Raw genomic sequence first — 25,320 nt, 5'->3', positions numbered from 1 at the left:
GCCTTTAAATTGTCTGTCAAAAAACAATCAAAGTCTTGTGGGGAGTAGGGCCCTAGCGTCCCGCCCGCCTCGAATATGCAATTTAAATGCGCGACAGCTTATGTCAGTGATAAATAAGTAAAATCTCTCAAATTTTCAGCTAATAAGTAGTTGTTTGAGAACCCGGAGTTTTTTAATAAATCCGGGTTCTGTGTTTACCCATTACTAATCCCTCTCAAATCTCAAATCGCCAATCTAAAATTGTTCCAGCCGTTCCCGCACATCGATATACAGCACAGTACCGCTTTCAGAAAGAGAAGGCACAGCTTTTTGATTCCGCAGCCAAACAAAAAAACTGCTAAGTGCAGGAGTCGGATCTTGATCGCGGCGCAGCGTGTAGATCAAACCTTCGCAAGGCCCATTAACGCGGCTAGTCGTGCAAATCGCTTTCTGGTTATTTACTATACCCACCGTCACATAATTTAGCTGTTTATTTCGGTTATAATTCTCAAGGCGCTGAGTCACTTGTTGGCAGCGAGTTAAAGGATCGTAGCCAGAACTAGAAAAGAAATTAGAATTCCAGCGAATCCAAGGCTCCCTGAACCCTTGCGGATTTTGATACACAGTCACCGGCTCGCCCGTGGAGGTATCGCATACAAATCCTCCATAACTCCGATTCGGCTGGTTTTGATCCGAGGCGCTGCTGAGAGAAAGATTGCTGAGAATGTCCCAGCCGTTACGCTTGTTTTGTGAAAGCAATGCCATAAAAGCATCGATCGGGATTGCCGCATTTAACCCCGTTTTTATCTCCTCAATCTGACCGTTCCACTGACTTCTAATTGTGCCAACAGTATCCCCCTGACCGTGAATTCCTATTACCCTGCCATCAGCATTAAATACAGGCCCGCCGCTCATCCCGCGCCTGGTTACAGCTTGGTAGCGCAGACGATACCCTGATGAGGCGCTGCCCAAGCGAGAAGAGATGATACCAGTAGTAAACTCAAGTTTTCGTTCAACTCCCGAAATTGGCAGCGGATAGCCAGAAACGTAAATAGCAGAACCAACAACAGCACGTTCTGACTCGCCCATTGGTGCTACTGGATACTGTTCTCGGCTCTGAAACTGGATCAAAGCCAAGTCTATATCCGTGTCATTTTTCGGTAGGCGCTGTATTCTAATCGCAGCATAATCCTTCTCTAAATGAGTGCGAATGCTGTATTTTTGAGCGAGGCTTGCCACTACATGATTAGCTGTCAAAACAGTGTAAATATTACCCTGTTTGGCAATAATTACTCCCGAACCACTAGCAAAAAAACCCAGCGTATTGTTGACTTCCACAGTTGTCAAGGTCGCTAGCTGGGCAATTTCTTCTGCTGTTTTGGCACAGGCAGCATATTGTTGACTGACAAGGGCCGTCACTGTTAATGCACCTGTCAAGATGATTGTCAGCGCGTCAAACCGCAAACTCCACACATTCATCGATAACTCCCTAGATGAAACGAGGCGAACTGCCAATATATACTAATTGGAATTCCCCAACTGGATTTAACCATTTTTTCCGATAATTCCGCTGTTGGTTCACTTCCCTCTTCAAAAGCATAAACGCAAAAATTTGGATCTCGATACTTGCCCCTACAGTTAATCCCAATCAAGAAACCTTTGGCATTAAAAATCGGGTCGCCACTCATACCGATTTTACCTCATTTGTATAGCCCAACCTATAACCTTGAGGCAAAGATTTGGCTAGCGGCACCGAAACGAAGCCCGCGTCAATCGATTTTAGATTTTAGATTTGAGATTTTAGAGGCGACCCCACGGATAAATGCTCTTTCTTGAGGATTTTCGATTTTCGATTTGGGATTGACTTGCGCGAGATAAATCACGTGGCGGGTACTACCTTTGAAATTCGTGGTCAGCGAAACTCCTAACCTCAGCACCCCCAGGAAAGCCGACTGCCAACACTGGCTCAGACACCGCTCCGGGTTCAAGGCTGAATAGTGCTATTTTATACTCGATCGCGCTGCGAAACAGAACGATCGCCCGATCGGTATTGCCCAGCCGCCTCAGAACTCCTAGCAGTGGGTGGAGGAGGCCGTCGTCGGTGACAAGTCCGATCGCCACAACCTGCTAGTTAGTGAGCACCCTATAGGTTTGGCCCTGCAGCCGGACGATCGTCTCGGAACCAGAAGATTTCCCCGTCGGGATGCGTACCGCTGTTTGACGAAGAATTTCAAAGGTGGTATCCGCCACGTGCTTGATCCGTGGAATCAATCGAAAGCATCTAAGGAATGAGAATTAAATAACTTAGAATGCGTGATGCTTCTTGTGGGATGGGCTTTCAGGCCCATCCAGAAAGGGCGGGCTTTCAGGCCCAACCCACTTTCAAGAGTGTAAATTATTTAATTCGCGATCCTAAAATCTAAAATCCTCAAGCCCCCGAATTTATCCGTGGGGTCGCCTCCAACATCCAAAATCTCAAATCTAAAATCTAAAATCGAATGACGCGCCAAACTTTCCACCTCAATCCTTGGAATTGGTGACGGGATGGAAAATTTGCCCATCTTTAAGGCTGTCCCGACGGCGGAGAAAAAGAAGGCTGTTGCACCTCATCATCCGTGTTTTCCCCTAGCTTTTCCCTGACATCAATGTAAGGAATTTTACTGGTCTCATCAAAAGACGGCATCCCGACATATCCTTGGCGCCAAGCCAACAAATTATACAAAGAGCCGATCGGGTCTTGGCCGGGTCTGAGGGTATAAATCAAATTTTGACACCGCCCATTGACTTGATTCGCCGTGCAGATGACGTTCTGGCCGTTCATTTGGCCTGCTGTAATGTACTTAAGCATTCGTTGGCGGCGATAGGTTTCGAGGCGTTGACTCACTAATTGACACCGAGTTGCCGGATCGTAGCCAGAACCGGAGAAATAATCGGAAGTCCACTCAATCCAAGGCTCTACAGCACCTTGAGCGTTTTGGTACACCGTCACCGGCGCACCAGTCGAGGTATTGCACCAAAATCCACTTTCCCCCGACGCTCGCCGACCGTAACTCGGTTCAGAAGCAACCGTCAGGCCGCTGAGGGCGATGGCTGTTGCCGCCAAAACTTTTGTCCATAATTGCTGTTTCATGATGTTCTCACTCTTTTTGATGGGATGCGACACAAAAATCACCGAATGCTGCGATAACACCCTTGACACGCCTGTTCGTTACAGATCCGCTGACTGAGGAATTATGTGATTCGCGACTTGACCAGAAACCAGTTTTTTTTACGAAAACACTTCGTTGCAGCCCTTATGCCTGGTTAAACAACCCGGTTTCTTTGCTTTTGATCCGTAAGTTTTGATATTGTTCGCGACTTGGACATTCCCTCTAACCGCGATTATCGGCGCTGTTAAAAAGGCGCTCCGAAACCGAGCTTAAAATGCGCGCGCCAGTCTGAATTCTGTCCTCATTACTACTAATCCAGCTCGGGCTGTCGCAAACCGGAAAGAGGCTCTTTACCTCAGATATTGGAATTGCTCGAATTGCAACGGTACATCACACCTACTGACACGGTATTTGATATCACTTTGCGATCGAAGTCCCTAGCTCGATCTGCTGCGATACCGAGACGGCAGGGTTGCACAAATGAGGACTAATACTTCCTGTGCCCGATCGATCGAACGTGAAAATGAAGGTATTGACCAGAACTCTTAACTTGTTTTCATCTCCGTATTACGGATACCTAGAAATACTTCTAAGTGAGTGTAATCAGGGACTAAATGCTTTCTACTACCAAAGTTCACCCTCCGTACACTGAAGTTTAGTTGAGTATTAAAAACTATGAACCGTATCTGCAAACAGTTAGGATATTTAGGCGTTTGGTTAATTTTGATAGGCGGTAGCGGTTGTTCTACCTCAGATGCAGCTACCTCAACCGAAAACCAGAGCCAACTCTCCCGAAGCGCCCCTCAGTTCCAACACCTACAGCTAACGGGAAATCAAATTGAGGCTCGATCGAGTCAATTAACGCAGCCTTATAAATCTGTTGCCTCAGTTTTAGGCAGTGCTACCCTCTCAGAAAATACTGCCACCGTTACGGTTTATAAGGTAGATAATTTATGTCAAAATCTGAAGCCGGAAACAGTTACAGGCCCAGAGAACCAGTTAATGTCATCGGCGGTTAATGAAGTGTTAAAGCAGCAGATTTTCGATAGTCTTGGTTTGGCTGGCTATCGCCTCAAGATCGATCGCGACCTCGGAATAGCTACCGTGGATCTGCGAGCCTCCGGAAATTCGCGGCAGAAATTGCAAAATTTGTCCAGTTGTCAAATGTTAGGTTTGTTCGGGGGCGTGCGCCAAACTTTAACCAGTTATGCTCCTTGGCAAATCAAAACTGTTCGTTTTACAGAGCTTGGAGAGGATATTTTGAGCACAGTTCGAGAATAAGCGATTAAAATTATTGGAGATGGGAATTACACAATTCTCCCCTTAAAAACAAGGGTTGGGAGGGATTGAATAAACCTTCAAACCCTTTGAAGTTTTTTGATACTGCTAAGTCCTGTGACCCAAACCCCGGTAATTCCTATGACACTACCTGACGGCCCCAAAAGCCCCCGCTTCGTGCAGCTAATTCAATGGATTGGCGATCCGCTGACATACCTGGATCTATCTGCCAAAAAGTACGGGGAGATTTTCACGACTCGATGGGGCAAGCTCAAACCATTCGTGATGATCCACAACCCGCAAGCCATCCAGGAAATGTTCAACAGCAAAGCTTTTGACGCTCCAGGCGAGATCAACGGTATTCTTAAACCCTTGCTGGGAGAACAATCCATGATTGTGCTCTCTGGAGAAAAGCACAAACGCGATCGCCAATTATTAATGCCACCTTTTCATGGGGAACGGATGCGGAATTACGGCCAACTAATTTGCGATATCGCTCGAGATGTTGCCTGCAAATGGTCTGTCGATCGACCTTTTGTTGCCCGCAGCGCCATGCAGGAAGTCACCATGCGGGTAATCTTGCAGGCTGTCTTCGGTCTGGATGACGGGCCACGGTTGCAGCAACTGTCCCCGCTGCTGGCTGCGATTATCGATACGATCGGCTCTCCTTTGCGATCGAGTATGCTGTTTCTAGGCTGGATGCAGCAAGATTGGGGGCCCTGGAGTCCTTGGGGACGGATGAAACAGCAGCAGCGGAAAATTAACGAACTGATGGACGGCGAAATTGCAGAACGCAGACTGCAACCTGATGCCAACCGCACCGACATTCTCAGCTTAATGATGGCCGCGCGCGACGAAAACGGGCAACCAATGACCGATGAAGAATTGCGCGACGAGTTGATGACGCTGCTGTTTGCAGGCCACGAAACCACAGCAACTGCCCTAGCTTGGGCATTTTACTGGATTCACAGTTTGCCCTCGGTGCGCCAGAAGTTGCTGCAAGAATTGGACAGTTTGGGGGAAAATCCCGATCCGATGGAGATTTCCCGCTTGCCTTATCTGAGTGCAGTTTGTCAGGAAACGCTGCGAATTTACCCGGTGGGAATGCTGACGTTTCCGCGAGTGGTACGATCGCCCGTGGAACTGATGGGACATCAACTCGAACCGGGCACGGTTGTTTTCGCCTCAATTTATTTGACCCACAGACGGGAGGATTTATATCCAGAACCGCTGCAATTTAAACCGGAACGGTTTTTGGAGAGGCAATTCTCGCCTTACGAGTATTTGCCCTTTGGAGGCGGCAGCCGCCGCTGTATCGGCTTGGCGCTGGCGCAGTTGGAGATGAAACTGGTGCTGGCAACCATTTTGCGGGATTTCGACCTAGTATTGGCCGAGAAAAAGCCCGTACAGGCCAAACGCCGAGGGGTGACTTTAGGGCCAGCCGGTGGCGTGCGGATGGCCCTGCTGGGGCGGCGGATGTCGCAGCAGAAGCGTGAACCTGTTGTTAGTGGAGTTTGAAGTCGCAGCAGTTGCAGGGGACGATCGAACTTTGGGCTTTGAGTGCAAACAATTTAGCGAGAAAGTGCGATCGTCCGCCAATGCCACAATTTTTTGTAGCACCCGCTACAGATAAATAGCTAGAATCCTTAACCTGTAAGCCTCCCCTCTCTCAATTTTCAAATTCTCAGTCTAAAATAATAGGAGCCTCGCAAACACAGCCTGAAAGCAAAAGTGGGTGATTGCAATAGTCCTCTTGATATCTCAAAAGCCTCCCTGCCATACTTTAAAAACATATGCATACCCTGTTATTCAGCAAGGTCGGAAGCGTGTTGGCAATGCCACCAATCTTCCGGCCTCTTTATTTTTTGGGCTACTTCAGGCATTGGAGACAAGATGCAGAAGGCAAGGCAAAACTATAAATTCTCCCCCTGTCCCCCTCTGCCCCTCTCCCCAATGTAGAGATTCTGCCTCTAATTCCAATAGAATCCGACAGCAAGTTTAAGGAATCACTAAGGAATAATTAATAACTTGTTAAATTATCTCCTTTGGCCCTTCTCTCAATCTTCTGTTTTCAGAAATTCTGACACCGAGACAGACTTCGGGAGACTCTCCATATCTTGAATTTCGCTTTCGTGGGCAAAAAACTCGACTTCTTTGTCGTCAATCTGGATTTGATAGCTAGCGGTAGCTGTCACAACCCGTCGCTTTTTTTTATCTTCTATTAAAACCCAACACACTACAGGTCTTACCCATCTCTCAACGTGCTGGCTTTGCTTGGTACTGCCAAAGGCATACCAGCCTTTAGCTTCAATAATCTGAAGCACTTTAAAATCGTTATTTGCCATATATTTCTATCGCGTTAACTTCAGTATTCTTCTTAGATAGAACGGGTAGCTTGCTAAGCATGGCAAAGGTTTGGCAATTCCAATCCACACTTTATAACCTGATTTTTTGTCAGGAAAAGCGGGTTGACAGGGCCTTGTCTGCGTTGTTGCCTGCTAAATGTAGTGCGAGCTTTTTGTACTCTCCCACAATTACCGTAAAGTATCTATACCGCATCCTCAAAAAATATTCTCGCATTAGCCTCAACAGCAGCCAACTAGACCTTAGCTAGCTGCATCTAAGTGGATGCAAACTGCTTCTAACACCTGGTTGGTGAGAGCGATCGGCATACAATCCTGTTAAGACTTTTTGCTGCAATCAACTATCATCTTTACCCGGTGGGGTAAAACTTAACTAGAGGTTGCCGCTTTCAATTCTAAGCCTCGGCGCGCCTAATTACTAATTAATTGTATGGTGTAGTTGATAATTGCCAAACCGTCGATCGCACTCAACAGCCGTGTCTAACTCTTCGATTACCATCACCGTTAAACTGTTCGCCGCCTTCGGTGAAGCCTACGGCGTTTCGGAACTTACATTAGAACTTCCTCCCGAAACCCCAGTGTCTCAAGTGCTCGAAAGCTCGATCGCCCAATATCCTCAATTAGAACAATGGCGCGATCGCACCCGCTTCGGCCTCAACCTGGAATTCGTCTCCCCCGATACCATCCTCCAAGACGGTGACGAAGTTGTCCTCATCCCTCCCGTCAGCGGCGGGTAGGCTAAGTTGGTTAATCTGAAATGTTGCACCATTCTCAATAAGCTTTTTATGAACAGGCTTTTCGGCCTGTTCCACAAAGAGTGAATTTTCTTGTGGAACAGGCCGAAAAGCCTGTTAAGCGAGAATCGTGCAACATCTCAGTTAATCAAAAATTCGAGGTTTTGTAGTTGTGTTCGATCGCACGACTGCCCAATTCTTAGCCAAAAAAAGATTTATTAAGTTTTGTAACAATTTCGTCGGCAAATCATCCTTGAGATCGATCGGGCTGGCGTGCGGGCCTGAAAATCTGGGTTAAGAACCCGATCCTGAAAACAACTCAAATCCTTGTGGTATGGGCGTCCCGCCCGCCCAAATATCAAAGTTAAATACACCACTGTTTAATTGAAAAATCAATCCCGACTAAAAAAATCGGGTATGGTTGACGCACTAATTTGAGCGTGGTATTCTGCGAAAAGAATTAACAAACATCGCAAAACTAGAGAGTTGAGCTATGACCCAGGCCACCAGAACACAATCCACAGCAGCAACCTTCACAGCCCTCAAATGTAAAGAATGCGGTGAAGAGTACGAACTCCAAGCCAAGCACGTCTGCGATTGCTGTTTTGGCCCGCTTGAAGTCAAGTACGACTACGACGCCATCCGCCGCACCGTCACTCGCCAAACCATCGAAGCCGGCCCCAACTCGATCTGGCGCTACCGCGCATTTTTACCAGTCGCTACAGATAACGTCATCGATGTCGGCACGGGGATGACTCCTCTATTAAAATCCCACCGCTTGGCCCGCCGCCTCGGTCTAAAAAATCTTTATATTAAAAACGATGCCGTCAATATGCCCACTCTCAGCTTTAAAGACAGAGTGGTGTCAGTCGCCCTCAGCAGAGCCAGAGAATTGGGTTTCACAACGGTATCCTGTGCCAGCACCGGCAATTTAGCTAACTCTACGGCTGCGATCGCCGCCCACGCCGGACTCGACTGCGTAGTCTTCATCCCCTCCGACTTAGAAGCAGGCAAAGTCCTCGGCACTCTGATTTACAATCCAACTGTCATGGCAGTTCACGGCAACTACGATCAAGTTAACCGTCTCTGTTGCGAAGTCGCCAATACACATGGCTGGGGATTTGTCAATATCAACTTGCGTCCCTACTATTCCGAAGGCTCAAAAACCCTCGGTTACGAAGTTGCCGAACAGCTAGGCTGGCAATTGCCCGATCACATCGTCGCTCCCCTCGCCTCCGGCTCTTTGTTCACAAAGATTTACAAAGGCTTTAATGAATTCATCGAAGTCGGTTTAGTGGACGAAAAGAAAGTCAGATTCAGCGGTGCCCAAGCTGACGGCTGTTCCCCCATCGCCCAAGCCTTCCGCGAAGGCCGTGATTTCGTCAAACCGGTGAAACCGAATACAATTGCTAAGTCGATCGCGATCGGCAATCCAGCCGACGGTATGTACGCCTTGGAAATCGCCCGCAAAACAGGCGGCAACATTGAATCCGTCAGCGACACCGAAATCATCGAAGGCATGAAACTGCTAGCAGAAACTGAAGGCATATTCACTGAAACCGCAGGCGGCACCACAATCGCAGTCTTGAAGAAACTCGTAGAAGCAGGTAAAATCAATCCCGATGAAACCACAGTCGTTTACATCACCGGCAACGGTTTGAAAACGCAAGAAGCAGTTCAAGGCTACATCGGCGAACCAATCACCCTCGAACCGAAACTAGAAGCATTCGAGCGCGCCCTAGAACGCGCCCGCACGCTCGAACGCCTAGAATGGCAACAAGTTTCGGTTTAATAAATAGTCATTAGTCATCAGTCATTAGTCATTAGTTATTAGTTATTAAGCTGTTGACTACTGACTGAGGACTACTGATTAATAGTCATCAGTCATTAGTCATTAGTTATTAGTTATTAAGCTACTGACTACTGACTACTGACTACTGACTACTGACTACTGACTACTGACTACTGACTACTGACTAAGGACTAAAAAAATGACCGTCAAAGTTTTAATTCCAACCCCCCTGCAAAAATTTACCAACAATCAAGCCACCATCGAATGCGCCGGCGATAACATTTCCGAATTAATTGAATCGCTGGAAACCAATTGTCCCGGCATCAAAAAAAGCCTGTGCGACGAAAAGGGAGAACCCCGCCGATTTCTCAACTTCTACGTCAACAGCGAAGACATCCGCTTTTTGGATGGCTCAAACACAGCCCTCCAAGATGGCGATGAAGTCAGCATTGTTCCTGCTGTTGCTGGTGGCTGATTAATTTTCAAATAAACGCAAGTGAACGCAGATAGTTATTTAAATCTATCTGCGTTCATTTGTGTTTATTTACGGTTTAAAAACTACTCCTTCGCTAAGCTGTTCGGCATTTAAAGGGCTTGCGTAAGGTGCGTCAGCATCTAAGGTTTTCCGTTTCAGCGTAAGGGTTATAAGCTGACGCACCCTACTAGCCTCGTTACTGGTTTAAATGCTCCACAGCTTAACCGAGAAAATCCTACAAATCCCGGATTAGGTAAGGAATGAGAATTAAATAACTTACAATTTTAATTGTTATTGTGGGATGGGCGTCCCGCCCGTCCAAAAAGGACGGGCGGGACGCCATCCCACAATCTTGTGGAAGTTATTTAATTCTCATTTCTTATATCTAGGCTGGTAGTTGCGCTTGGGTACCCAAGCGCAACTACCAAACCTAAAACTCCTTTCTTTGTTCGCAGTGCGTCCGAGAATTATCCTACTAGGAAGCTGCCCTTGCAGCAGTCCGGGGACGGCGCCGGCCCGTCACCTGATTGGCAGGAGATGGCAAGGATGGGGATGATGGCGATGACGGCGATGATGGCGATGATTGCGAGGATAATAGCTTAGGTGCTTCCAGGGCACCTGGAGATACTGCTGCTTTTTCCGATCGCACTGCTTCTTCAGGAATTTGCATCAGGAATACCAACAGCGGATTGCTTTGCAGTTCCCGGCGCATCACTCGCTGAATTGCTTTTTCTATTTGCGTTTGCACTCCTACCCAGTCAACATCAACTTGTGAGTCAGCAGTGGCAGGTTTTACAAATTCTGACCAACGATCGCTCAAAACTGTTTCAATGGTTTGAGTGATTAATTTGATAACCTCCGCGCGATCGGCTGATGTCACTACACCTTTCAAGTGGACTTCTGGTTTAGCAACTAATTTGCCTTCCCAATTCAAAGCCGCCGCTACAGTTACAACGCCATCTCCCGCCAACTGCTGACGTTCCTTGAGGACGCTAGCTTTGACAACGCCCGATCTAGAAGCATCTACCAATTCAATTCCTGAAGGCACTTGACCAGCAACTCGTATCGAATTTTCGGTCAATTCTACGACATCGCCGTTATCAATAACCACCATATTGCTAGCGGGAATGCCCATGCTTTGAGCCGTCTTGGAGTGCTGGATCAGCATCCGGTGTTCCCCGTGAACCGGCAAGAAGAACTTGGGACGAGTCATGTTAATCATTAACTTTTGGTCTTCTTGACAACCGTGGCCGGAAACGTGAATGCCTTTGTCGCGGCCGTAAACCACGTGTGCTCCTAGCATCATCAGTTTATCGATCGTGTTTACCACTGCGATCGTATTTCCCGGAATCGGATTAGCTGAGAAAATGACAGTATCGCCCTTTCTGATTTTCAGTTCGTGATGTTCGCCGTTAGCAATGCGAGTCATCGCCGCCATCGGTTCGCCTTGGGAACCTGTAGTTAAAATCAGCACCTTGTCTTCTGCCAAATTGCGGATTTCTTTCAGCGGTTTGAAAATACTATCTTCGCATTTGATGTAGCCAAGATTGCGGCAGTGAGCGATGACGTTAAGCATCGACCGGCCAACCACTCCGACATACCGATTGTTTTTCTTAGCCAAGTCCAAAACAATTTGCAATCGGTGTACCGACGAAGCAAAAGTCGTCAGCATTATCCGTCCCGGTGCTTGAGCGATAATTCTGTCTAAATTCGGCGCCACAGAACTTTCCGAAGCGGTAAAACCGGGAACTTCCGAGTTAGTAGAATCGCTGATCAAGCACAGCACGCCTCTCTCGCCGTACTCCGCCAGCTTTTGCAAATCAAAATGCTCGCCGTCTACAGGAGTGTGGTCAATTTTAAAGTCTCCGGTGTGGATCACAATTCCGACGGGAGTGTGAATTGCCACCGTAAAACTGTCGGCCATCGAGTGAGTGTTGCGGATGTATTCGACTAAGAAATTCTTGCCAATTCTGACAGTATCCCTGGGTCTAACCGTTCTCAATTCAGTGCGGTGAGACACTCCGGCTTCTTCGAGTTTTCCGGCTAGCAAAGCCATCGCCAAACGCGGGCCGTAGATGACTGGAATTTCAAATTGTTTGAGGTGATAAGGGATACCACCTATGTGGTCTTCGTGACCGTGAGTCACGATCATACCTTTAATTTTGTGGCTGTTTTCCCGCAGGTAAGTCATGTCGGGAAGGACAATATTTACCCCGTGCATTCCATCTGTCGGGAACGCTAAACCGGCATCTAAAAGAATGATTTCGTCGCCGTACTCGAACACACAAGTGTTTTTACCGATTTCGTGCAGCCCGCCGAGGGGAATAACTTTTAGAGCAGATGCAGTTGTATTTTTGATCATGCGTATCCTTTGTTAGTTATTTTTGTTATTGGTCTGTGGTCTATGGTCTGTCGTCTTTCGTCTTTCGTCTACGGTTCGTTGGTAGGGCGATATTTTTCCAAATATTTATGGAAAAATCCCTGGCGGGTTTTACTCTCCCGTACAGTCAGTTGTCTTTGGCCTTCATTCTTCTATCTTCAGTCTTTAATGCTTGACTGTTAGCTACTTACTAACACTTAATTACTAATGACTGATAACTCAGAACTAATGACTGATAACAACCAATATTCAGTTGTCTGAAAACTCGTTCTCGCTCGTCTAGCTAGCTGATACTGCTGCTAGCTGACTCAGTACGTCCTTTAACTTTTGAGTTACCTCAACGGGCGGATCGCACAGGGGCGGACGGGTGGAGCCGACATCCCAGCCTTGAAGCTTGAGAGCTGTCTTGACTGGAATGGGATTTGTGGTGAGAAAAAGAGCTTTAAACAGGTCAAAAAGTTGCAAGTGAATCTGGGTAGCGACTTGAACTTGACCGGCCTCGAAAGCTTTGATCATCTGTTGCAGTTGTTCTCCTACCAGATGGCTGGCTACGCTAACTACACCAGATCCTCCTACCGCCAACATTGGCAAAGTTAGGGAATCATCTCCAGAATAGATGGCAAATTCAGGGGATGTCAAGCACCGAATTTGACTTGCTTGATCCAAGTTGCCACTTGCTTCTTTTACGGCCACAATGTTGGGAATTTGGGCCAATCGAGCCACCGTCTCCGGCAACATATTCTGACCAGTGCGACCGGGGATGTTATATAACATTATAGGCAATTCTGGAGCAGATTGCGCGATCGCCCGAAAATGATTATATAAACCTTCTTGCGGGGGTTTGTTGTAATAAGGAACCACCTGCAAACAACCGTCTAACCCTAGTTTAGCTGCTTTTTGGGTAGCTGCGACTGCTTCTGAAGTAGAATTCGAGCCTGCTCCGGCGATTACCAACGCCTTACCGGCCACCGCCTTTTGTACCACCTGAAATAATTCGTACTCTTCATCCCACGTCATAGTGGGAGACTCGCCAGTAGTGCCGCACACTACCAAGCTATCTGTACCGCGATCGGCTAAATGAACTGCCAATTGTTCTGCTACCGCATAGTTAACGCTGCCGTCTTCCTTAAACGGCGTAATCATTGCAGTCAGAACCCGTCCAAACTTTACCACACTTTCTCCGATTTTAGACTGTTGATGTTTGATTTTAAATTTTTGATTTCAGATGAAAGGTTTATCTAAAATCCCCAATTTCAATTTTCAAGTTGCGAGGCTTCCCCTAATTAGAAGCCGCCGCCACTTGGCTTCGCAACAAATTTTTTTCTACCAGCAACTCAGCTATCTGCACCGCATTTAAAGCCGCCCCTTTGCGAATTTGATCGCCCGACAGCCACATTTCCAACCCGCAGGGGTGAGAAATATCTTGGCGAATCCTGCCGACTAACACGTCATCCTTACCGCTGGCTTCTGCGGGCATCGGGAAATAATTAGCTTGCCAGTCTTCTACCAGCTTAACCCCGCTTGCCTGCTTTAAGATTTCCCTGGCCTCGATCGCGCTAAAAGGCTCTGCAAACTCTAGATTAATCGCTTCCGAATGAGCCCGCAGTACGGGAACCCGCACACAAGTTGCCGTAATTTTAATCTCGTCCGTACCAAATATCTTCCGAGTTTCGTTTACCATTTTCATTTCTTCTTCACAATACCCCAAATCGTTAATCGGGGTGTTGTGCGGAAACAAATTAAATGCTAACGGGTAGGGAAATATATCTGTTTTGGGAGTTTCTCCCTGCAAAATTGCTCTTGCTTGAGCTTTCATTTCCTCCATTGCCCTGGCCCCCGCCCCGCTGGCAGACTGGTAAGTTGCTACAACGATGCGCTGTATCGGCCTAACTTTGTGAAGTGGCCAAACGGCAACCGCCATCAAAATAGTCGTGCAGTTGGGATTTGCAATTATACCTCGGTGAGCTGCTGCCGCTTGGGGATTGACTTCGGGAACCACTAGCGGTACCGTCGCATCCATGCGGAAAGCGCTAGAATTGTCAATTACCACTGCCCCGGCTGCCACAGCTTGCGGAGCCCATAATTTAGAAGTAGAGCCGCCGGCAGAGGCGAGCACCAAATCTACATTATCAAAAGATCGCGCCGAAACTGCTTCCACCTGCAGCATCTCGCCCCCAAAAGGCAAGGTAGTGCCTGCTGAACGTTCCGAAGCCAGCAGCTTCAAGTGAGAAATCGGAAAAGTCCGGCTGTGCAAGAGTTCTAGCAACTCGGCCCCGACTGCGCCGGTAGCTCCTAAAATGGCAACTCGATAGGATTGAGACAAATTAGTTTCCTCCACAAATTAGAGTCTAAAGGATCGAAATCAAAAATTTAAATAACTGCAATTCTCAATATCAAACTTAATTAATGTTATGCGATATCAGGAGCATGAGAGGATAGCAATGGTGCAGTTAACCTAAAAGGGCGATCGAACTTCCCGATCGATCCGTGCGATCGTACCCAATGCCAGTTTAGCATCTTTTGTCGCTCGCCCACGCCCAATCCGCATCCGGTTAAGTTTTGCGATATATCTGCATTTTCGCAGGCGCATCCATTGACTTTGACTGGCCGCAGAGACCGGCAAGATTGACATCACAGGGCGATATGTGCTATGGTGCATCGGCAATTAGTGGACTTAACCTCCACATTCCTAGCAAAAGCTAGTATCCTCAAACCCAAACTATTTGGCAAGAGCCAAAAAAGTAGCCGGCAATGACTTACAGTCTCATCCGGTAAAGGTGTTGTAGTTGTGCCGTTACGAGTCAAAGCGTACAAAATTAAAATGCAGGCAAAGTCAGATTTGTATGTATTTTATCAAGGAAATTGGGTCTAAAACCCTGTCCTTCTAGGACGGCTTTAATTTCTTAAATCCCTTCCTAAAAGTCAGGAAATTTCTAGTATTCTAGAGTAGTCAAGGTTAAACTCCTGCGCCCTAGTGCATAAAAACAGTTAACGACACACTTTGGCGCGTAAACCGGGGGACAAAGAGCGGCGAAAACTCTATAAACAGCTAGGGGCTTAACACAGTTCCTTTAACCAGAGAAACAAACTATTTAGTCTTGTTAAGTAGGGTAGGGCATACCCGAACTCTAGGTAAATATCCTAGTACGCTTTTGGAGATAGACCAAGAGGGATGACTGCGAATCAGGCTCGTTAATTGGTAGGATTTCTACGGTTAAAAAGTTTGAGGATTGCCGAAAGGACGCAACATTTTAAGGTCAGTCGCTGAATTAAGAATCCCTGACCTAAAGGACAGGGAGTGTCAATACACTATTGTTAAATATCAAAAAAGCCGATGAAAGTAACCCAGGAAAAACTTCCAGCTAGCCAAATTGGTCTGGAAATCGAAGTACCGTCAGAAAAGTCAAAACAAGCTTACGAGCAAGTAATTAAACAATTTGCTCGCGAGGTTAGTATTCCTGGGTTCCGCAAAGGCAAAGTTCCCCGTCAAGTTTTGCTACAGCGCCTAGGCCAGAGTCGTTTGAAGGCGACGGCTTTGGAAAATTTGATTAATGATTCCCTGCAAAAAGCCCTCGAACAAGAAAAAATTGCGGCAATTGGCAGTTTTGAACTTCGCACCGAGTTTGAAGAATTACTAGAGAAGTTCGATCCAGAACAGCCTCTGATTTTTTCGGCGAAGGTTGATGTACAACCCGAAGTAAAAATGGGTCAGTACACAGGTTTGCAGCTTCAAGCAGAAGAAGCTAAGTATGATGAGGGTCAGGTAGATGAGGTATTGGCAAAATATCGATCGGACAAAGCTACTTTAATCCCCGTAGAAGGCCGGCCAGCTCAGTTGGGAGACACGGCTTTGGTTGATTTCTCCGGTAGATTTGCGGAAGCACCAGAAGGCGAAACTCCCGCAGAAATTCCCGGTGGCGAAGCAGAAGACTTCCAAGTAGAATTGTCGGAAAATCAGTTTGTACCGGGCTTTATCCAAGGCATGATCGGGATGAATCCAGGAGAAACGAGAGAAGTTTCTGTACAGTTCCCCGAAGAGTATAGCAGTGAAGAATTAGCCGGAAAACCAGCAGTCTTTACGATTACCCTCAAAGAACTTAAGGAAAAAGAATTGCCGGAGTTGGACGACGACTTCGCCCAAGAAGTCAGCGAGTTTGAAACCTTAGCAGAACTGCGCGAATCGCTGGAAACTCGGTTTAAAGCCGACCAAGAAAACCAGACATCAGCTAATAAGGAAAAAGCTATATCAGCAGCACTTGTGCAGCTAATAGAAGTGGAAATTCCCGAAACAATGGTCGATCGCGAAATCGATTATTTGTTGAATCAACAAGCCCTCCAATTGAAAAATTACGGCATAGATATCAACCAACTGTTTACCGAAGAAAATATGGGGCCGATGCGGGAACGCTCGCGCCCGGAAGCAATCGAGCGCCTCAAGCAGAATTTAGCTCTGGCAGAAGTAGCCAAGCTGGAATCCTTATCTGTTGAACCAGCAGAAGTAAAAGCAGAAGTAGCAAAAATCAGAAAGCAGTTTCCCAAAGGAGATTTTGACCCCCAAAGGTTGCAGGAATTTGTAGCAGAAGACTTGCTCAAACAAAAAACCCTGAAATGGTTGGAAGAAAAAGGAACAATCGAACTCGTACCTGAAGGCTCACTGACTCCTGCAGCAGCAGAAGAATCAGAAGAATCGGACGCTGAAGATTCAGCAGAAGCAGCCACGAGCGTTGAAGTGGAAGTCGTAGGCGAAGAATAGGGCGCAGAATCAAAGTAGTAGGGACACCGCACGCCAGCCCTTCTTCGTGTCAACAAACACGTTAAACCCGCAGTCGGGCAGGGGTTTAAACCCCTGCCTCAAAGCGCAAGTCCTCGCTATGAGGACTGAATAATTCATTAGTCCTCATAGTGAGGACTTTAGCTATAAGCCCCGTGGAATTGATTCCCTGGCGGACTAGCGGGCCCACTGGTGGACTTGGCAGGCTGAAAGCTTAAGTGGACACTAATTGGCTCTTGGAGTGTGCCTAGGGCGGGGATCGGGGGTATCTGAAGTGCGATCGAATTTTACGTTTAATGTCGAGCTACTGTTGAATTTGGGTTAAATAGTCACAAGATTTTTGCTCGACTATGCCCTGTTTGGCCAATGCCCAATTCCCCATTCCCCCGATATCTGTTCAGAAGAGGCATAATAGTTAAAAGCTGGCGGCTTAATTTAAAGCTTTCATCAGCAGCAGCAAATTGTCTAGAATCCTTGACTGGTGTCTTATGGTTGTATCTCAATCTTCCAATTACCTAATTACAAGCTATAACGATTTTGATGTCAGTTCCAGCCCCAGCAATGTAGTGCCGATGGTGCTAGAACAGTCGGGGATGGGCGAGCGGGCTTTTGACATTTACTCGCGCTTGCTGCGGGAGCGAATTGTGTTTTTAGGAACTCCCGTAACCGACGAAGTTGCTGACTCAATAGTGGCTCAGCTATTGTATCTAGATGCCGAAGACCCAGAAAAAGATGTCCAAATGTACATTAATTCCCCCGGTGGCTCGGTGACGGCCGGCATGGCAATTTATGACACAATGCAGCAAATCCGCCCGGATGTGGTGACGATTTGTTACGGTTTGGCAGCGAGTATGGGCGCATTTCTGCTGACAGCAGGAGCTCACGGTAAGCGGATGTCTCTTCCGAGTTCCCGGATTATGATTCACCAGCCGCTTGGAGGTGCTCAAGGTCAAGCAGTTGATATTGAGATTCAAGCCAAAGAAATCCTTTATCATAAGCGTAAGCTGAATCAACTGCTAGCGCACCACACGGGTCAACCGATCGACAAATTAGAGGCGGATACAGAGCGCGACTTTTTTATGTCAGCCGAGGAAGCCAAAAATTACGGTTTGGTCGATCGAGTTATCGCTAAGGAAAACCTTCCGACGGCGGGAGAGAATGTCACTGCACTGAATTAAGAGGCTGTTATGTCTAAGTACGACTCCCATCTAAAATGTTCGTTTTGTGGCAAGTCTCAAGAGCAAGTACGCAAGTTGATCGCAGGGCCAGGGGTGTATATCTGCGACGAATGCGTAGACTTGTGCAATGAAATTTTAGATGAGGAGTTGTTTGATTCGAGTGCAGTACCCGCAGCAGCGGTGCCCCCGAAGCAGGAAACGACGCAAAAGCGCCGCGCTACATCGGGCAAAAGTATGTCGCTGAGCCAAATTCCCAAGCCGAGGGAAATTAAAAATTATCTCGACGAAAATGCGATCGGGCAAGATGAGGCGAAAAAGGTGCTCTCGGTGGCAGTTTACAACCACTACAAGCGCCTCAGCTTTATCCATGCCAAAAATAGCGGCAAGCACCCGCCGGAAGAAGTAGAACTGCAAAAATCGAATATTTTGTTAATCGGGCCGACTGGTTGCGGCAAAACTCTGCTGGCTCAGACTTTGGCAGATATGCTAGACGTGCCGTTTGCGGTGGCTGACGCGACGACGCTGACGGAAGCGGGCTATGTCGGGGAAGATGTGGAAAATATTTTGCTGCGGCTGCTGCAAGTGGCAGATATGGACGTGGAAGAGGCGCAGCGCGGAATTATTTATATTGATGAAATTGACAAAATAGCCCGCAAGAGCGAAAATCCTTCGATTACGCGGGATGTTTCTGGGGAAGGCGTGCAGCAGGCGCTGCTGAAAATGCTGGAGGGGACGATCGCCAATGTACCTCCCCAAGGCGGGCGCAAGCATCCCTACCAAGACTGCATCCAAATTGATACCAGCAATATCATGTTTATCTGCGGTGGTGCTTTTGTCGGTCTGGAGAAAGTGATAGAGCAGAGAACGGGCAAAAAGTCAATGGGCTTTATTCAGCCCGGAGAAGCTCAGCCGAAGGAAAAGCGGGCTGCTGATGTACTCAAGCAACTGGAACCGGATGATTTGGTGAAGTTTGGGATGATTCCTGAGTTTATCGGGCGGGTGCCGGTGGCGGCGGTGTTAGAACCGCTGGATGAGGAAACGCTGATGGCGATTTTGACGGAACCCCGAAATGCTTTGGTTAAGCAGTATCAAAAGCTGCTGAAGATGGATAATGTGCAGTTGGACTTTAAGCCAGAGGCGATTCGGGCGATCGCCCAGGAAGCATACCGCCGCAAAACTGGAGCACGGGCGCTGCGGGGAATTGTCGAAGAATTGATGTTGGATGTGATGTACGAGTTGCCGTCGCGCAAGGATGTTGCCCGGTGTACGATTACTAAGGAAATGGTCGAGAAGCGATCGACTGCTGAGTTATTGGTACTTCCGTCTTCGCTACCAAAACCGGAATCGGCTTAAAAGTTTTCACATTGTCAATAAGTCTTTTAGGGCGGGATCTCCTGCCCAACCCATACTCCCCACAAGAAAATTCACTCTTTGTGGAACAGGCCGGAAAGCCTGTTCTTGAGCATGGTACAACATATCATATCGTTTCCGGTTGCATCGAAATTATTAGTAGCCGAAATTAGGAGACGGCAGTGCCGTCTCCCTACCCAAAATAACATTGTAGGGAGATGGCACTGCCGTCTCCTCTATCATTTCCAAGAGTGCAACCGAAATTGATATCATATCAAGCCAATGCCCAATGCCCAATTCTCATTTACCAATCAATAAAATCATCCTCACCTAACTCAGAAGATAACTCGGAAAAATCAGGTTCAGATTCCAATCTAAAAGTTTCCGACTCCCAAATCTCCAAGTCATCCGACAAATCGACTACTTGCCCGTCAAACATATCAGCCCATTGCCTAGCCCTATTCGCGACATCTCGCGCGTCATCACGCACCGCTATAGCCTGAGCGTTAAAGTCAGTTTGAGAGTCTGTAGAACCGTTTGTGGGCGATCGCGATTCGGAAATTGCCGGCACATTAACAGCGGTATTTTCAGTCGCAGGCGGGTGTTTTTGTTCTTCTCTACCCTTCCCCAAAAAATCATCTGTAATCTCAGAAGCCGCCGACTTCTGCACCTGTTGGCCCGCATCATCCGCAGGATGAGAATTGCTGGCATTTTCGCCACCACGTCCGTTAGAAGTTGGCAAATTCTTGGTGCGGGAACTATTAGTTTCAGCGGGATTTGTCAAGCCCACCTTTACTGTTACTCGACGGTTAAAAATTTGCAAAAAAGCTTCTGCAATATTAGCTACTTTGTCTTTAACCATATTGAGCAACGGCTGCGAACTAATCTTAACATAAGCAGTATCATTGCTAAAAATTACTAGCTGTCCATGTTGACGAAGCAGCGATTGAGTTCCATGGGGCCGCACGCGGTCAAGTACCTGTTCCCACACTCGATTTAAATCGATTTCATCGCCTGAATTAGCCGGGGAATAATTTGTTTGATTCGTTTCCGCAGTTGGTGCAGGTGCAGGAATCGCTGCAGGAGGTGTGTTTTCTATTCGATTAGCCACAGGCGGCGACTGCGGCGGAGGATTTTGCGAATTGGGAACAGAAGATTGTTCAATATTAGATGTTTGACTTCCTCCCGATTGTAGGGGCGGTGCCCCCGTGCCCGCCCTTGGTTGGGGGGGGTAATTTTGTGGTGGTTGAGCAACATTTTTCGCTGGTTCGGCTGTTGGTTGCTGCTGAGTTCTAATTGCTGATGGCAATAATCCCAACAGCGTTACTTCCAGCCACAAACGCGGCTGAGTGGTGTTTTTAATTTGCACTTCGTGGGTTTGCAAATGTTTCTGACCGGCCAAAATCAACTCGGCATCCCAATTGCGGGCAAAATCCCCCAGTTTTTCCCAAGTGGCCGATGTTAAAGCTACTAAATCTGACCGTTTCGGGGCAGCTTTGGCTATTAGCAAATCTCGGTAAAAGCTCGCGAGACTTTGCAGCACGATTAGCGGTTCCCGACCGCGATCCATTAGGTGACGAGTCATGTCTATTAATGCTGTAGCGTTATCTGTATCAATAGCTTGCAGCAAATCCATTAAATCATTTTCGGGAACCGCACCGACTAAATCCCAAACTTTTTCGACTGTTACTTGACCGGGAAATAAGCTCAGTTGGTCGAGCAAACTTTCGGCATCTCGCAGACCTCCTTGGGCGATTTGAGCAACCATTTGTACTGCATCACTGGCAATATTGATGTTTTCTAATTGGGCAATTTTGTGCAAGTGAGCAATCATTGCTTCGAGTGGTATGCGGCGGAAGTCGAACTTTTGGCAACGAGAAATAATAGTTGGTAATACTCTTTGTGGGTCGGTTGTGGCGAGGACGAATACAACGCGATCTGGCGGTTCTTCTAATGTTTTCAATAAGGCATTAAATGCCTGGGTACTGAGCATATGAACTTCGTCGATTACATATACTTTATAGCGGCACTGTACGGGCGAAAATTGAGCTCGTTCAATCAAATCCCGAATGTTATCTACTCCGGTGTTGCTGGCGGCGTCAATTTCGATGACATCTAGTGTCGAACCTCGGGCAATTTCTTGGCAAACGTTGCATTTGCCACAGGGTGTGGGGGTGGGGGCTACCGTAGAAATACAGTTGAGGGATTTGGCGAAAATTCGGGCACTGGAGGTTTTACCGGTGCCTCTGGGGCCGGTGAATAGATATGCTGGTGCTATGCGCTCTTGTAGGATGGCGCTGGTGAGGGTTTGGGCGATCGCCTCTTGACCGACTAATTCGGCAAATGTCTGAGGGCGATATTTGTGGTGCAGGGGTTCGTAGGTCACGATCGAATATTGGTGGTATTAGCTGTAATCTTAGCTAAGGAGACGTTGTTCGATCGCAAAGAGAGCTCGACTCTCACAGCAAGCCGCCCGGTGGGCTTGCACGGGGGGAGTGAGCCAACAGTAGGAATTAGCACTCTTCAATGTCCGCCCCTCGATCGTCCGGGCGATCGACTGTTCTGCTTGATGTTTTCCGCAGCTCGCTTCCAGAGTTAGTATTAATTTATGTGTATTTCTTTTTATTTTTCTAGAAAAGGAGACCCCCGAACCAACATTTTTTTTAGCTGTATTGGTATAATATCTTACAGACAATTCACCATTTCTATTGGCCAGTACCAGCGCACGATTTTCCGATATTTCGGAAACCTGCTTGCAGTTAAAGATAAAGTATTAATTAGAGGGTGCGTGTTCCAGTTGCAGAAATCCAGTTGTACCAAGATGATGGTGGAATGATGTCAATGTTGGTTGATCCAGTTGCACTACCAGCTCTACTCTGGAGTCCTGTATAAATATAGCGTCAAATTTTACCCTTTAAAAGCCCATGTCAACCCAAATAATCCTTGTAGAACCAAGGTTGGCAGTAGCCTCTCCCAAACCTAAACAGGCTAAACCCGGAGATCCGTCCTCAGACCAACTCTTCATGGGAGCGTCGGGATTACTGTTGTTATTGCTTATCGGTTTAGCTGTGTTTACCAAGCTAAAACTCGACGATTTGAGCAAAAAGCTCAAGTTTGAGGAGTTTAGAAATCGAGAACTCCAGAAAAAATACAAAATGGCTCTGGAAACCATGTCAAAGATGGAAAAGAATCCCGACCTTATCCACTCGCGAGACTTTAATTTAGACTACCTGAGAATGCGAATGGCGGAAGAAGTCTTTCACTTTGCCATTGTGAATCAGATTAAGGTAAAAGTCAAAGAGAAAATTAGTATTGCCCTGCGTCCGACTCAGGCTGCAGTGGGAGATAAAAACGGGAATGCCGGCAGTGGCAGGCAAGTGGATTCGATGTTTGATATCGAATACGAAACTGGCGATCCGGCGGTAAAAATAGAAAAACGAGTGCTGTTTCGGATTCAAATTAAGCTGATGAAACTGCCGACTCAGGCTACATCAGCGACAATTAATCAAATTATTGACTGTTTGGAAACTTATCTGAGTCCTTCAGACGACCACGACAGTTGGCAGCCGACAATTCAAGGTCGCATCGTTCATATTGAGTGGGATCAAAAAGCCAAGCCGACGCCGATGTTGGTGCTGGAACAGTCGAATGAAGGGGTGAATGTTACCTTTAGGACTACGAGAACGCCTGCGGGCCGACCTGCAAATGACCTTGAGAGCCAGTTGACAGGAGCGAAAGGCCAAAAAAACGGCAAAAGTAGTTCTAAAACTCCAGCCAAAGGTGCAACAAAAAGTCCTGCCAAGGTAGGAGGAAAGCGTCCCGGTTCTCGGAAATAAGTTGAGGTGGATTAATATTATTTTCCCGAAAGAACGCCTGTGGCAGCCGCTGTTGATGTATCTTGTGCGAGGTAGCCGTCTTCCATGTGAATAATGCGATCGGCTATGTCTAAAATGCGGTTGTCATGGGTGACAAGCAAAATAGTGCTGTGCTGTTCTTTGGCTAAACCTCGCATGATTTCTACCACATCTCGACCTGATTTACTGTCTAGTGCTGCTGTGGGTTCGTCTGCTAATACTAATTTCGGCTGGCTGACTAATGCGCGGGCGATCGCAACTCTTTGTTTTTGGCCGCCCGAAAGACTGCTTGGGTAATAATCTATTCTGTCTCCCAACCCCACAGCTTCCAGAATCCCTTCTATTTTATCATTAGTTTCTTTGTTAGAAAGATGGTTGTGTAGGTCGAGGGACATTTGCACATTTTGCCTAGCACTCAAGCATTTCAGCAAATTATGAGCTTGGAAAATATAACCGATGTCGCGACGGACTTGTACTAATTTATTTTTCGGCGTTCCCCGCAATTCTTGGTCGAGAATTTTCAGACTACCTTCTTGGATAGATCGCAAAGCTCCAATCAAGGTTAACAATGTTGTTTTACCAGACCCCGAAGGCCCCGTCATTAGCACGATTTCGCCCGGATAAATTTCTAGGTTGATGTCAAATAATGTCTGTTTGCGAAGTTGACCTTCGCCGAAAGAATGGTTTAGATTTTTAATTGAGACAACTGGTAGAGTGTTCATGGTTATTAGTTATTAGTTATTAGTTATTAGTTATTAGTTATGAGTTATGAGTGTTTTTTTATTTCATAATTCCTCATTCTTTAATCCGTGTATCCGTGTCAGAATCCGTGTCGTGCCTTCCTTCCTTAAAAAATATCCGCCGGATCTGCCGCCTGCAACTTCCTAACCGCGATCGCCCCCGATACAAAACACATGACTGTTGTCATGACAAACACAGTTACAACTTTCCCCAAAGTCATGTACATCGGCAAACTCGTAGCAGTTCTCGCTAAATTGTACAGCACCACAGAAATCCCAAGTCCGGGCAAATAGCCCAGGATTGCCAAAATTAAAGCCTCTTGAAAAACCACACTCAAAAAGTAACTGTCTTTATATCCCATCGCCTTCAAAGTAGCGTATTCTGGCAAATGGTCAGTAACATCAGTATAGAGAATTTGATAGACAATCACGATGCCGACAATAAATCCCATAGCCGCGCCGAGAGTGAAAATAAATCCGATCGCCGTGCTTTCCTCCCAATATTTTCTCTCAAAAGCTACAAACTCTTCTTTAGAAGCAATAGTCACGTCTTGTGGTAAAGTTGCCCTCATTTTTTCAATAACCGCCTTGACATCAGTTCCCGGCTGCAAGTGAACAATTCCGACATCAATTAAGCCTCTAGTTCTTCTACTGTTAAAAATCCGCAGAAAGTTCAAATCGCTGGTAATAATATTGCCATCAGCACCGAAAGATGCTCCTAGAGTAAATAACCCCTCTACAGTAACGCGGCGGTTGTCTATTTCAGTTTCCACAGGCTTTCCCTGGTTGAAATAGTCTGCTACTGGCCCAAACTCCGGGCGGGAAGCTCGATCGAATAAAACGACATCTGAAATTTTGATTTTGTCCAAATTATCCTTAACTTCCGGCAGATCAAAGATGGGACGATTGGGGTCAAAACCGATTATCATCAGTTGGCGGGTATTGTTTTTGTCTGGTGCGGGATTTTTCCACAAACCAAAGCCTAGATATACCGGGCTGATTCCGGTAACGCCGTTAAAACTCAAAGCTTGATACAAACGCCGTTGGGGAAAACTTTTCATGGCTATTAAAGCCGTTGACTGGGTGCTGGTGATAAAAATATCTCCTTTTAATTGCGAGTGAAAGCTGATGGAACTTTCAAACAGCGCATCTCTAAATCCAAACTGGATAAACATCAGCAAGTCGGCAAATCCAATGCCGGCTAGCGCGATTACTAAGCGCATTTTTTCGCGAGTTAACTGTGCCCAAGCTAGCGGTATTTTTGCCATAAGAGTCAA

General features: G+C 46.9%; 22 protein-coding genes. 11 read left to right on the top strand and 11 right to left on the bottom strand.

Annotated features, from left to right (window positions below; translation table 11 throughout):
• Positions 1–234: 234 nt before the first annotated feature.
• The 3 genes from QUA88_RS07245 to QUA88_RS07235 form a co-directional block, all read right to left on the bottom strand.
• Positions 235–1,458 carry a COP23 domain-containing protein gene (locus tag QUA88_RS07245; RefSeq protein ID WP_333054773.1) on the bottom strand — a complete coding sequence of 408 codons (1,224 nt, stop codon included), beginning with the start codon at positions 1,456–1,458 and terminating at the stop codon, positions 235–237.
• Positions 1,459–1,872: 414 nt separating this feature from the next.
• On the bottom strand, positions 1,873–2,100 hold the full coding sequence (locus tag QUA88_RS07240; protein WP_333054772.1) for a hypothetical protein: 228 nt from the start codon (positions 2,098–2,100) through the stop codon (positions 1,873–1,875).
• A 442-nt stretch (positions 2,101–2,542) separates the two neighbouring features.
• Positions 2,543–3,109 carry a COP23 domain-containing protein gene (locus QUA88_RS07235; RefSeq protein ID WP_333233495.1) on the bottom strand — a complete coding sequence of 189 codons (567 nt, stop codon included), beginning with the start codon at positions 3,107–3,109 and terminating at the stop codon, positions 2,543–2,545.
• Between the two features lie 694 nt (positions 3,110–3,803).
• Here QUA88_RS07235 and QUA88_RS07230 point away from each other — a divergent pair.
• The 3 genes from QUA88_RS07230 (at position 3,804) to QUA88_RS07220 (ending at position 6,039) form a co-directional block, all read left to right on the top strand.
• Positions 3,804–4,409 carry a hypothetical protein gene (locus tag QUA88_RS07230; RefSeq protein WP_333054770.1) on the top strand — a complete coding sequence of 202 codons (606 nt, stop codon included), beginning with the start codon at positions 3,804–3,806 and terminating at the stop codon, positions 4,407–4,409.
• Positions 4,410–4,547: 138 nt separating this feature from the next.
• Positions 4,548–5,924 carry a cytochrome P450 gene (locus QUA88_RS07225; protein WP_333054769.1) on the top strand — a complete coding sequence of 459 codons (1,377 nt, stop codon included), beginning with the start codon at positions 4,548–4,550 and terminating at the stop codon, positions 5,922–5,924.
• The gene (locus QUA88_RS07220; protein WP_333054768.1) at positions 5,899–6,039 is read left to right on the top strand and encodes a hypothetical protein; all 141 of its coding nucleotides are present in this window, start codon (positions 5,899–5,901) and stop codon (positions 6,037–6,039) included. The genes QUA88_RS07225 and QUA88_RS07220 overlap by 26 nt, the downstream gene beginning before the upstream one ends.
• A gap of 424 nt (positions 6,040–6,463) precedes the next feature.
• Here the strand turns inward: QUA88_RS07220 and QUA88_RS07215 are convergent, their stop codons facing one another.
• Positions 6,464–6,751: a hypothetical protein gene (locus tag QUA88_RS07215; protein ID WP_333054766.1), complete on the bottom strand. Its 288-nt coding sequence runs from the start codon at positions 6,749–6,751 to the stop codon at positions 6,464–6,466.
• A gap of 494 nt (positions 6,752–7,245) precedes the next feature.
• On the opposite strand from QUA88_RS07215, the gene QUA88_RS07210 reads away from it, so the two are divergent.
• From QUA88_RS07210 to QUA88_RS07200, 3 genes are all read left to right on the top strand, one after another.
• On the top strand, positions 7,246–7,506 hold the full coding sequence (locus tag QUA88_RS07210) for a MoaD/ThiS family protein (RefSeq protein WP_015179186.1): 261 nt from the start codon (positions 7,246–7,248) through the stop codon (positions 7,504–7,506).
• 490 nt (positions 7,507–7,996) lie between these two features.
• A complete protein-coding gene (gene thrC / locus QUA88_RS07205) occupies positions 7,997–9,295 on the top strand; it encodes a threonine synthase (RefSeq protein ID WP_333054764.1) in 1,299 nt (432 codons plus the stop codon).
• 199 nt (positions 9,296–9,494) lie between these two features.
• Complete coding sequence (locus tag QUA88_RS07200; RefSeq protein WP_333054763.1) at positions 9,495–9,770, top strand: MoaD/ThiS family protein; 276 nt, start codon at positions 9,495–9,497, stop codon at positions 9,768–9,770.
• A gap of 475 nt (positions 9,771–10,245) precedes the next feature.
• Here the strand turns inward: QUA88_RS07200 and QUA88_RS07195 are convergent, their stop codons facing one another.
• From QUA88_RS07195 to QUA88_RS07180, 4 genes are all read right to left on the bottom strand, one after another.
• Positions 10,246–12,132 (bottom strand): ribonuclease J, encoded by a 1,887-nt coding sequence (locus QUA88_RS07195; RefSeq protein WP_333054762.1) that lies wholly within the window; start codon positions 12,130–12,132, stop codon positions 10,246–10,248.
• Positions 12,133–12,429: 297 nt separating this feature from the next.
• Positions 12,430–13,323 carry a 4-hydroxy-tetrahydrodipicolinate synthase gene (gene dapA / locus QUA88_RS07190; protein WP_333054761.1) on the bottom strand — a complete coding sequence of 298 codons (894 nt, stop codon included), beginning with the start codon at positions 13,321–13,323 and terminating at the stop codon, positions 12,430–12,432.
• 106 nt (positions 13,324–13,429) lie between these two features.
• Positions 13,430–14,473 (bottom strand): aspartate-semialdehyde dehydrogenase, encoded by a 1,044-nt coding sequence (locus tag QUA88_RS07185; RefSeq protein ID WP_333054760.1) that lies wholly within the window; start codon positions 14,471–14,473, stop codon positions 13,430–13,432.
• A gap of 132 nt (positions 14,474–14,605) precedes the next feature.
• On the bottom strand, positions 14,606–14,809 hold the full coding sequence (locus QUA88_RS07180) for a hypothetical protein (RefSeq protein WP_333208246.1): 204 nt from the start codon (positions 14,807–14,809) through the stop codon (positions 14,606–14,608).
• 675 nt (positions 14,810–15,484) lie between these two features.
• Here QUA88_RS07180 and tig point away from each other — a divergent pair.
• The 3 genes from tig (at position 15,485) to clpX (ending at position 19,452) form a co-directional block, all read left to right on the top strand.
• Positions 15,485–16,903, top strand: a complete 1,419-nt coding sequence (gene tig / locus QUA88_RS07175; RefSeq protein WP_333054759.1) for a trigger factor — start codon at positions 15,485–15,487, stop codon at positions 16,901–16,903.
• A gap of 506 nt (positions 16,904–17,409) precedes the next feature.
• Positions 17,410–18,099 carry an ATP-dependent Clp endopeptidase proteolytic subunit ClpP gene (clpP, locus tag QUA88_RS07170; RefSeq protein WP_333041644.1) on the top strand — a complete coding sequence of 230 codons (690 nt, stop codon included), beginning with the start codon at positions 17,410–17,412 and terminating at the stop codon, positions 18,097–18,099.
• A gap of 9 nt (positions 18,100–18,108) precedes the next feature.
• Positions 18,109–19,452, top strand: coding sequence for an ATP-dependent protease ATP-binding subunit ClpX (clpX, locus tag QUA88_RS07165; protein WP_333138491.1), 1,344 nt, complete (start codon positions 18,109–18,111; stop codon positions 19,450–19,452).
• 301 nt (positions 19,453–19,753) lie between these two features.
• On the opposite strand, the gene QUA88_RS07160 is transcribed toward clpX, so the two are convergent.
• A complete protein-coding gene (locus QUA88_RS07160; RefSeq protein WP_333054757.1) occupies positions 19,754–21,835 on the bottom strand; it encodes a DNA polymerase III subunit gamma/tau in 2,082 nt (693 codons plus the stop codon).
• Here QUA88_RS07160 and QUA88_RS07155 point away from each other — a divergent pair.
• Together QUA88_RS07155 and QUA88_RS07150 are read left to right on the top strand one after the other, a co-directional pair.
• Positions 21,812–22,048, top strand: coding sequence for a hypothetical protein (locus QUA88_RS07155; protein ID WP_333208245.1), 237 nt, complete (start codon positions 21,812–21,814; stop codon positions 22,046–22,048). The genes QUA88_RS07160 and QUA88_RS07155 overlap by 24 nt on opposite strands.
• 325 nt (positions 22,049–22,373) lie before the next feature.
• Positions 22,374–23,285, top strand: coding sequence for a hypothetical protein (locus QUA88_RS07150; RefSeq protein ID WP_333054755.1), 912 nt, complete (start codon positions 22,374–22,376; stop codon positions 23,283–23,285).
• Positions 23,286–23,302: 17 nt separating this feature from the next.
• Here the strand turns inward: QUA88_RS07150 and QUA88_RS07145 are convergent, their stop codons facing one another.
• Positions 23,303–24,025, bottom strand: a complete 723-nt coding sequence (locus tag QUA88_RS07145; protein ID WP_333054754.1) for a DevA family ABC transporter ATP-binding protein — start codon at positions 24,023–24,025, stop codon at positions 23,303–23,305.
• A 125-nt stretch (positions 24,026–24,150) separates the two neighbouring features.
• A complete protein-coding gene (devC, locus tag QUA88_RS07140) occupies positions 24,151–25,311 on the bottom strand; it encodes an ABC transporter permease DevC (RefSeq protein WP_333054753.1) in 1,161 nt (386 codons plus the stop codon).
• Between the last annotated feature and the right edge of the window lie 9 nt (positions 25,312–25,320).

This window comes from Microcoleus sp. D3_18_C2 (assembly GCF_036702395.1).
Classification (GTDB): Bacteria; Cyanobacteriota; Cyanobacteriia; order Cyanobacteriales; family Microcoleaceae; genus Microcoleus.
Note: the sequence above shows the minus strand (reverse complement) of the source record. Positions and strands in the feature narration are given on the sequence as shown.

Bases quoted from the DNA above. Each gene is read 5' to 3' on its own strand.
- devC (WP_333054753.1), bottom strand. From the start codon at position 25,311: ATGGCAAAAATACCGCTAGCTTGGGCACAGTTAACTCGCGAAAAAATG.
- tig (WP_333054759.1), top strand. From the start codon at position 15,485: ATGAAAGTAACCCAGGAAAAACTTCCAGCTAGCCAAATTGGTCTGGAA.
- QUA88_RS07215 (WP_333054766.1), bottom strand. From the start codon at position 6,751: ATGGCAAATAACGATTTTAAAGTGCTTCAGATTATTGAAGCTAAAGGC.
- QUA88_RS07195 (WP_333054762.1), bottom strand. From the start codon at position 12,132: ATGATCAAAAATACAACTGCATCTGCTCTAAAAGTTATTCCCCTCGGC.
- QUA88_RS07225 (WP_333054769.1), top strand. From the start codon at position 4,548: ATGACACTACCTGACGGCCCCAAAAGCCCCCGCTTCGTGCAGCTAATT.
- QUA88_RS07230 (WP_333054770.1), top strand. From the start codon at position 3,804: ATGAACCGTATCTGCAAACAGTTAGGATATTTAGGCGTTTGGTTAATT.
- clpP (WP_333041644.1), top strand. From the start codon at position 17,410: ATGGTTGTATCTCAATCTTCCAATTACCTAATTACAAGCTATAACGAT.
- QUA88_RS07150 (WP_333054755.1), top strand. From the start codon at position 22,374: ATGTCAACCCAAATAATCCTTGTAGAACCAAGGTTGGCAGTAGCCTCT.
- QUA88_RS07200 (WP_333054763.1), top strand. From the start codon at position 9,495: ATGACCGTCAAAGTTTTAATTCCAACCCCCCTGCAAAAATTTACCAAC.
- thrC (WP_333054764.1), top strand. From the start codon at position 7,997: ATGACCCAGGCCACCAGAACACAATCCACAGCAGCAACCTTCACAGCC.
- QUA88_RS07245 (WP_333054773.1), bottom strand. From the start codon at position 1,458: ATGAATGTGTGGAGTTTGCGGTTTGACGCGCTGACAATCATCTTGACA.
- QUA88_RS07235 (WP_333233495.1), bottom strand. From the start codon at position 3,109: ATGAAACAGCAATTATGGACAAAAGTTTTGGCGGCAACAGCCATCGCC.
- QUA88_RS07180 (WP_333208246.1), bottom strand. From the start codon at position 14,809: ATGCACCATAGCACATATCGCCCTGTGATGTCAATCTTGCCGGTCTCT.
- QUA88_RS07145 (WP_333054754.1), bottom strand. From the start codon at position 24,025: ATGAACACTCTACCAGTTGTCTCAATTAAAAATCTAAACCATTCTTTC.
- clpX (WP_333138491.1), top strand. From the start codon at position 18,109: ATGTCTAAGTACGACTCCCATCTAAAATGTTCGTTTTGTGGCAAGTCT.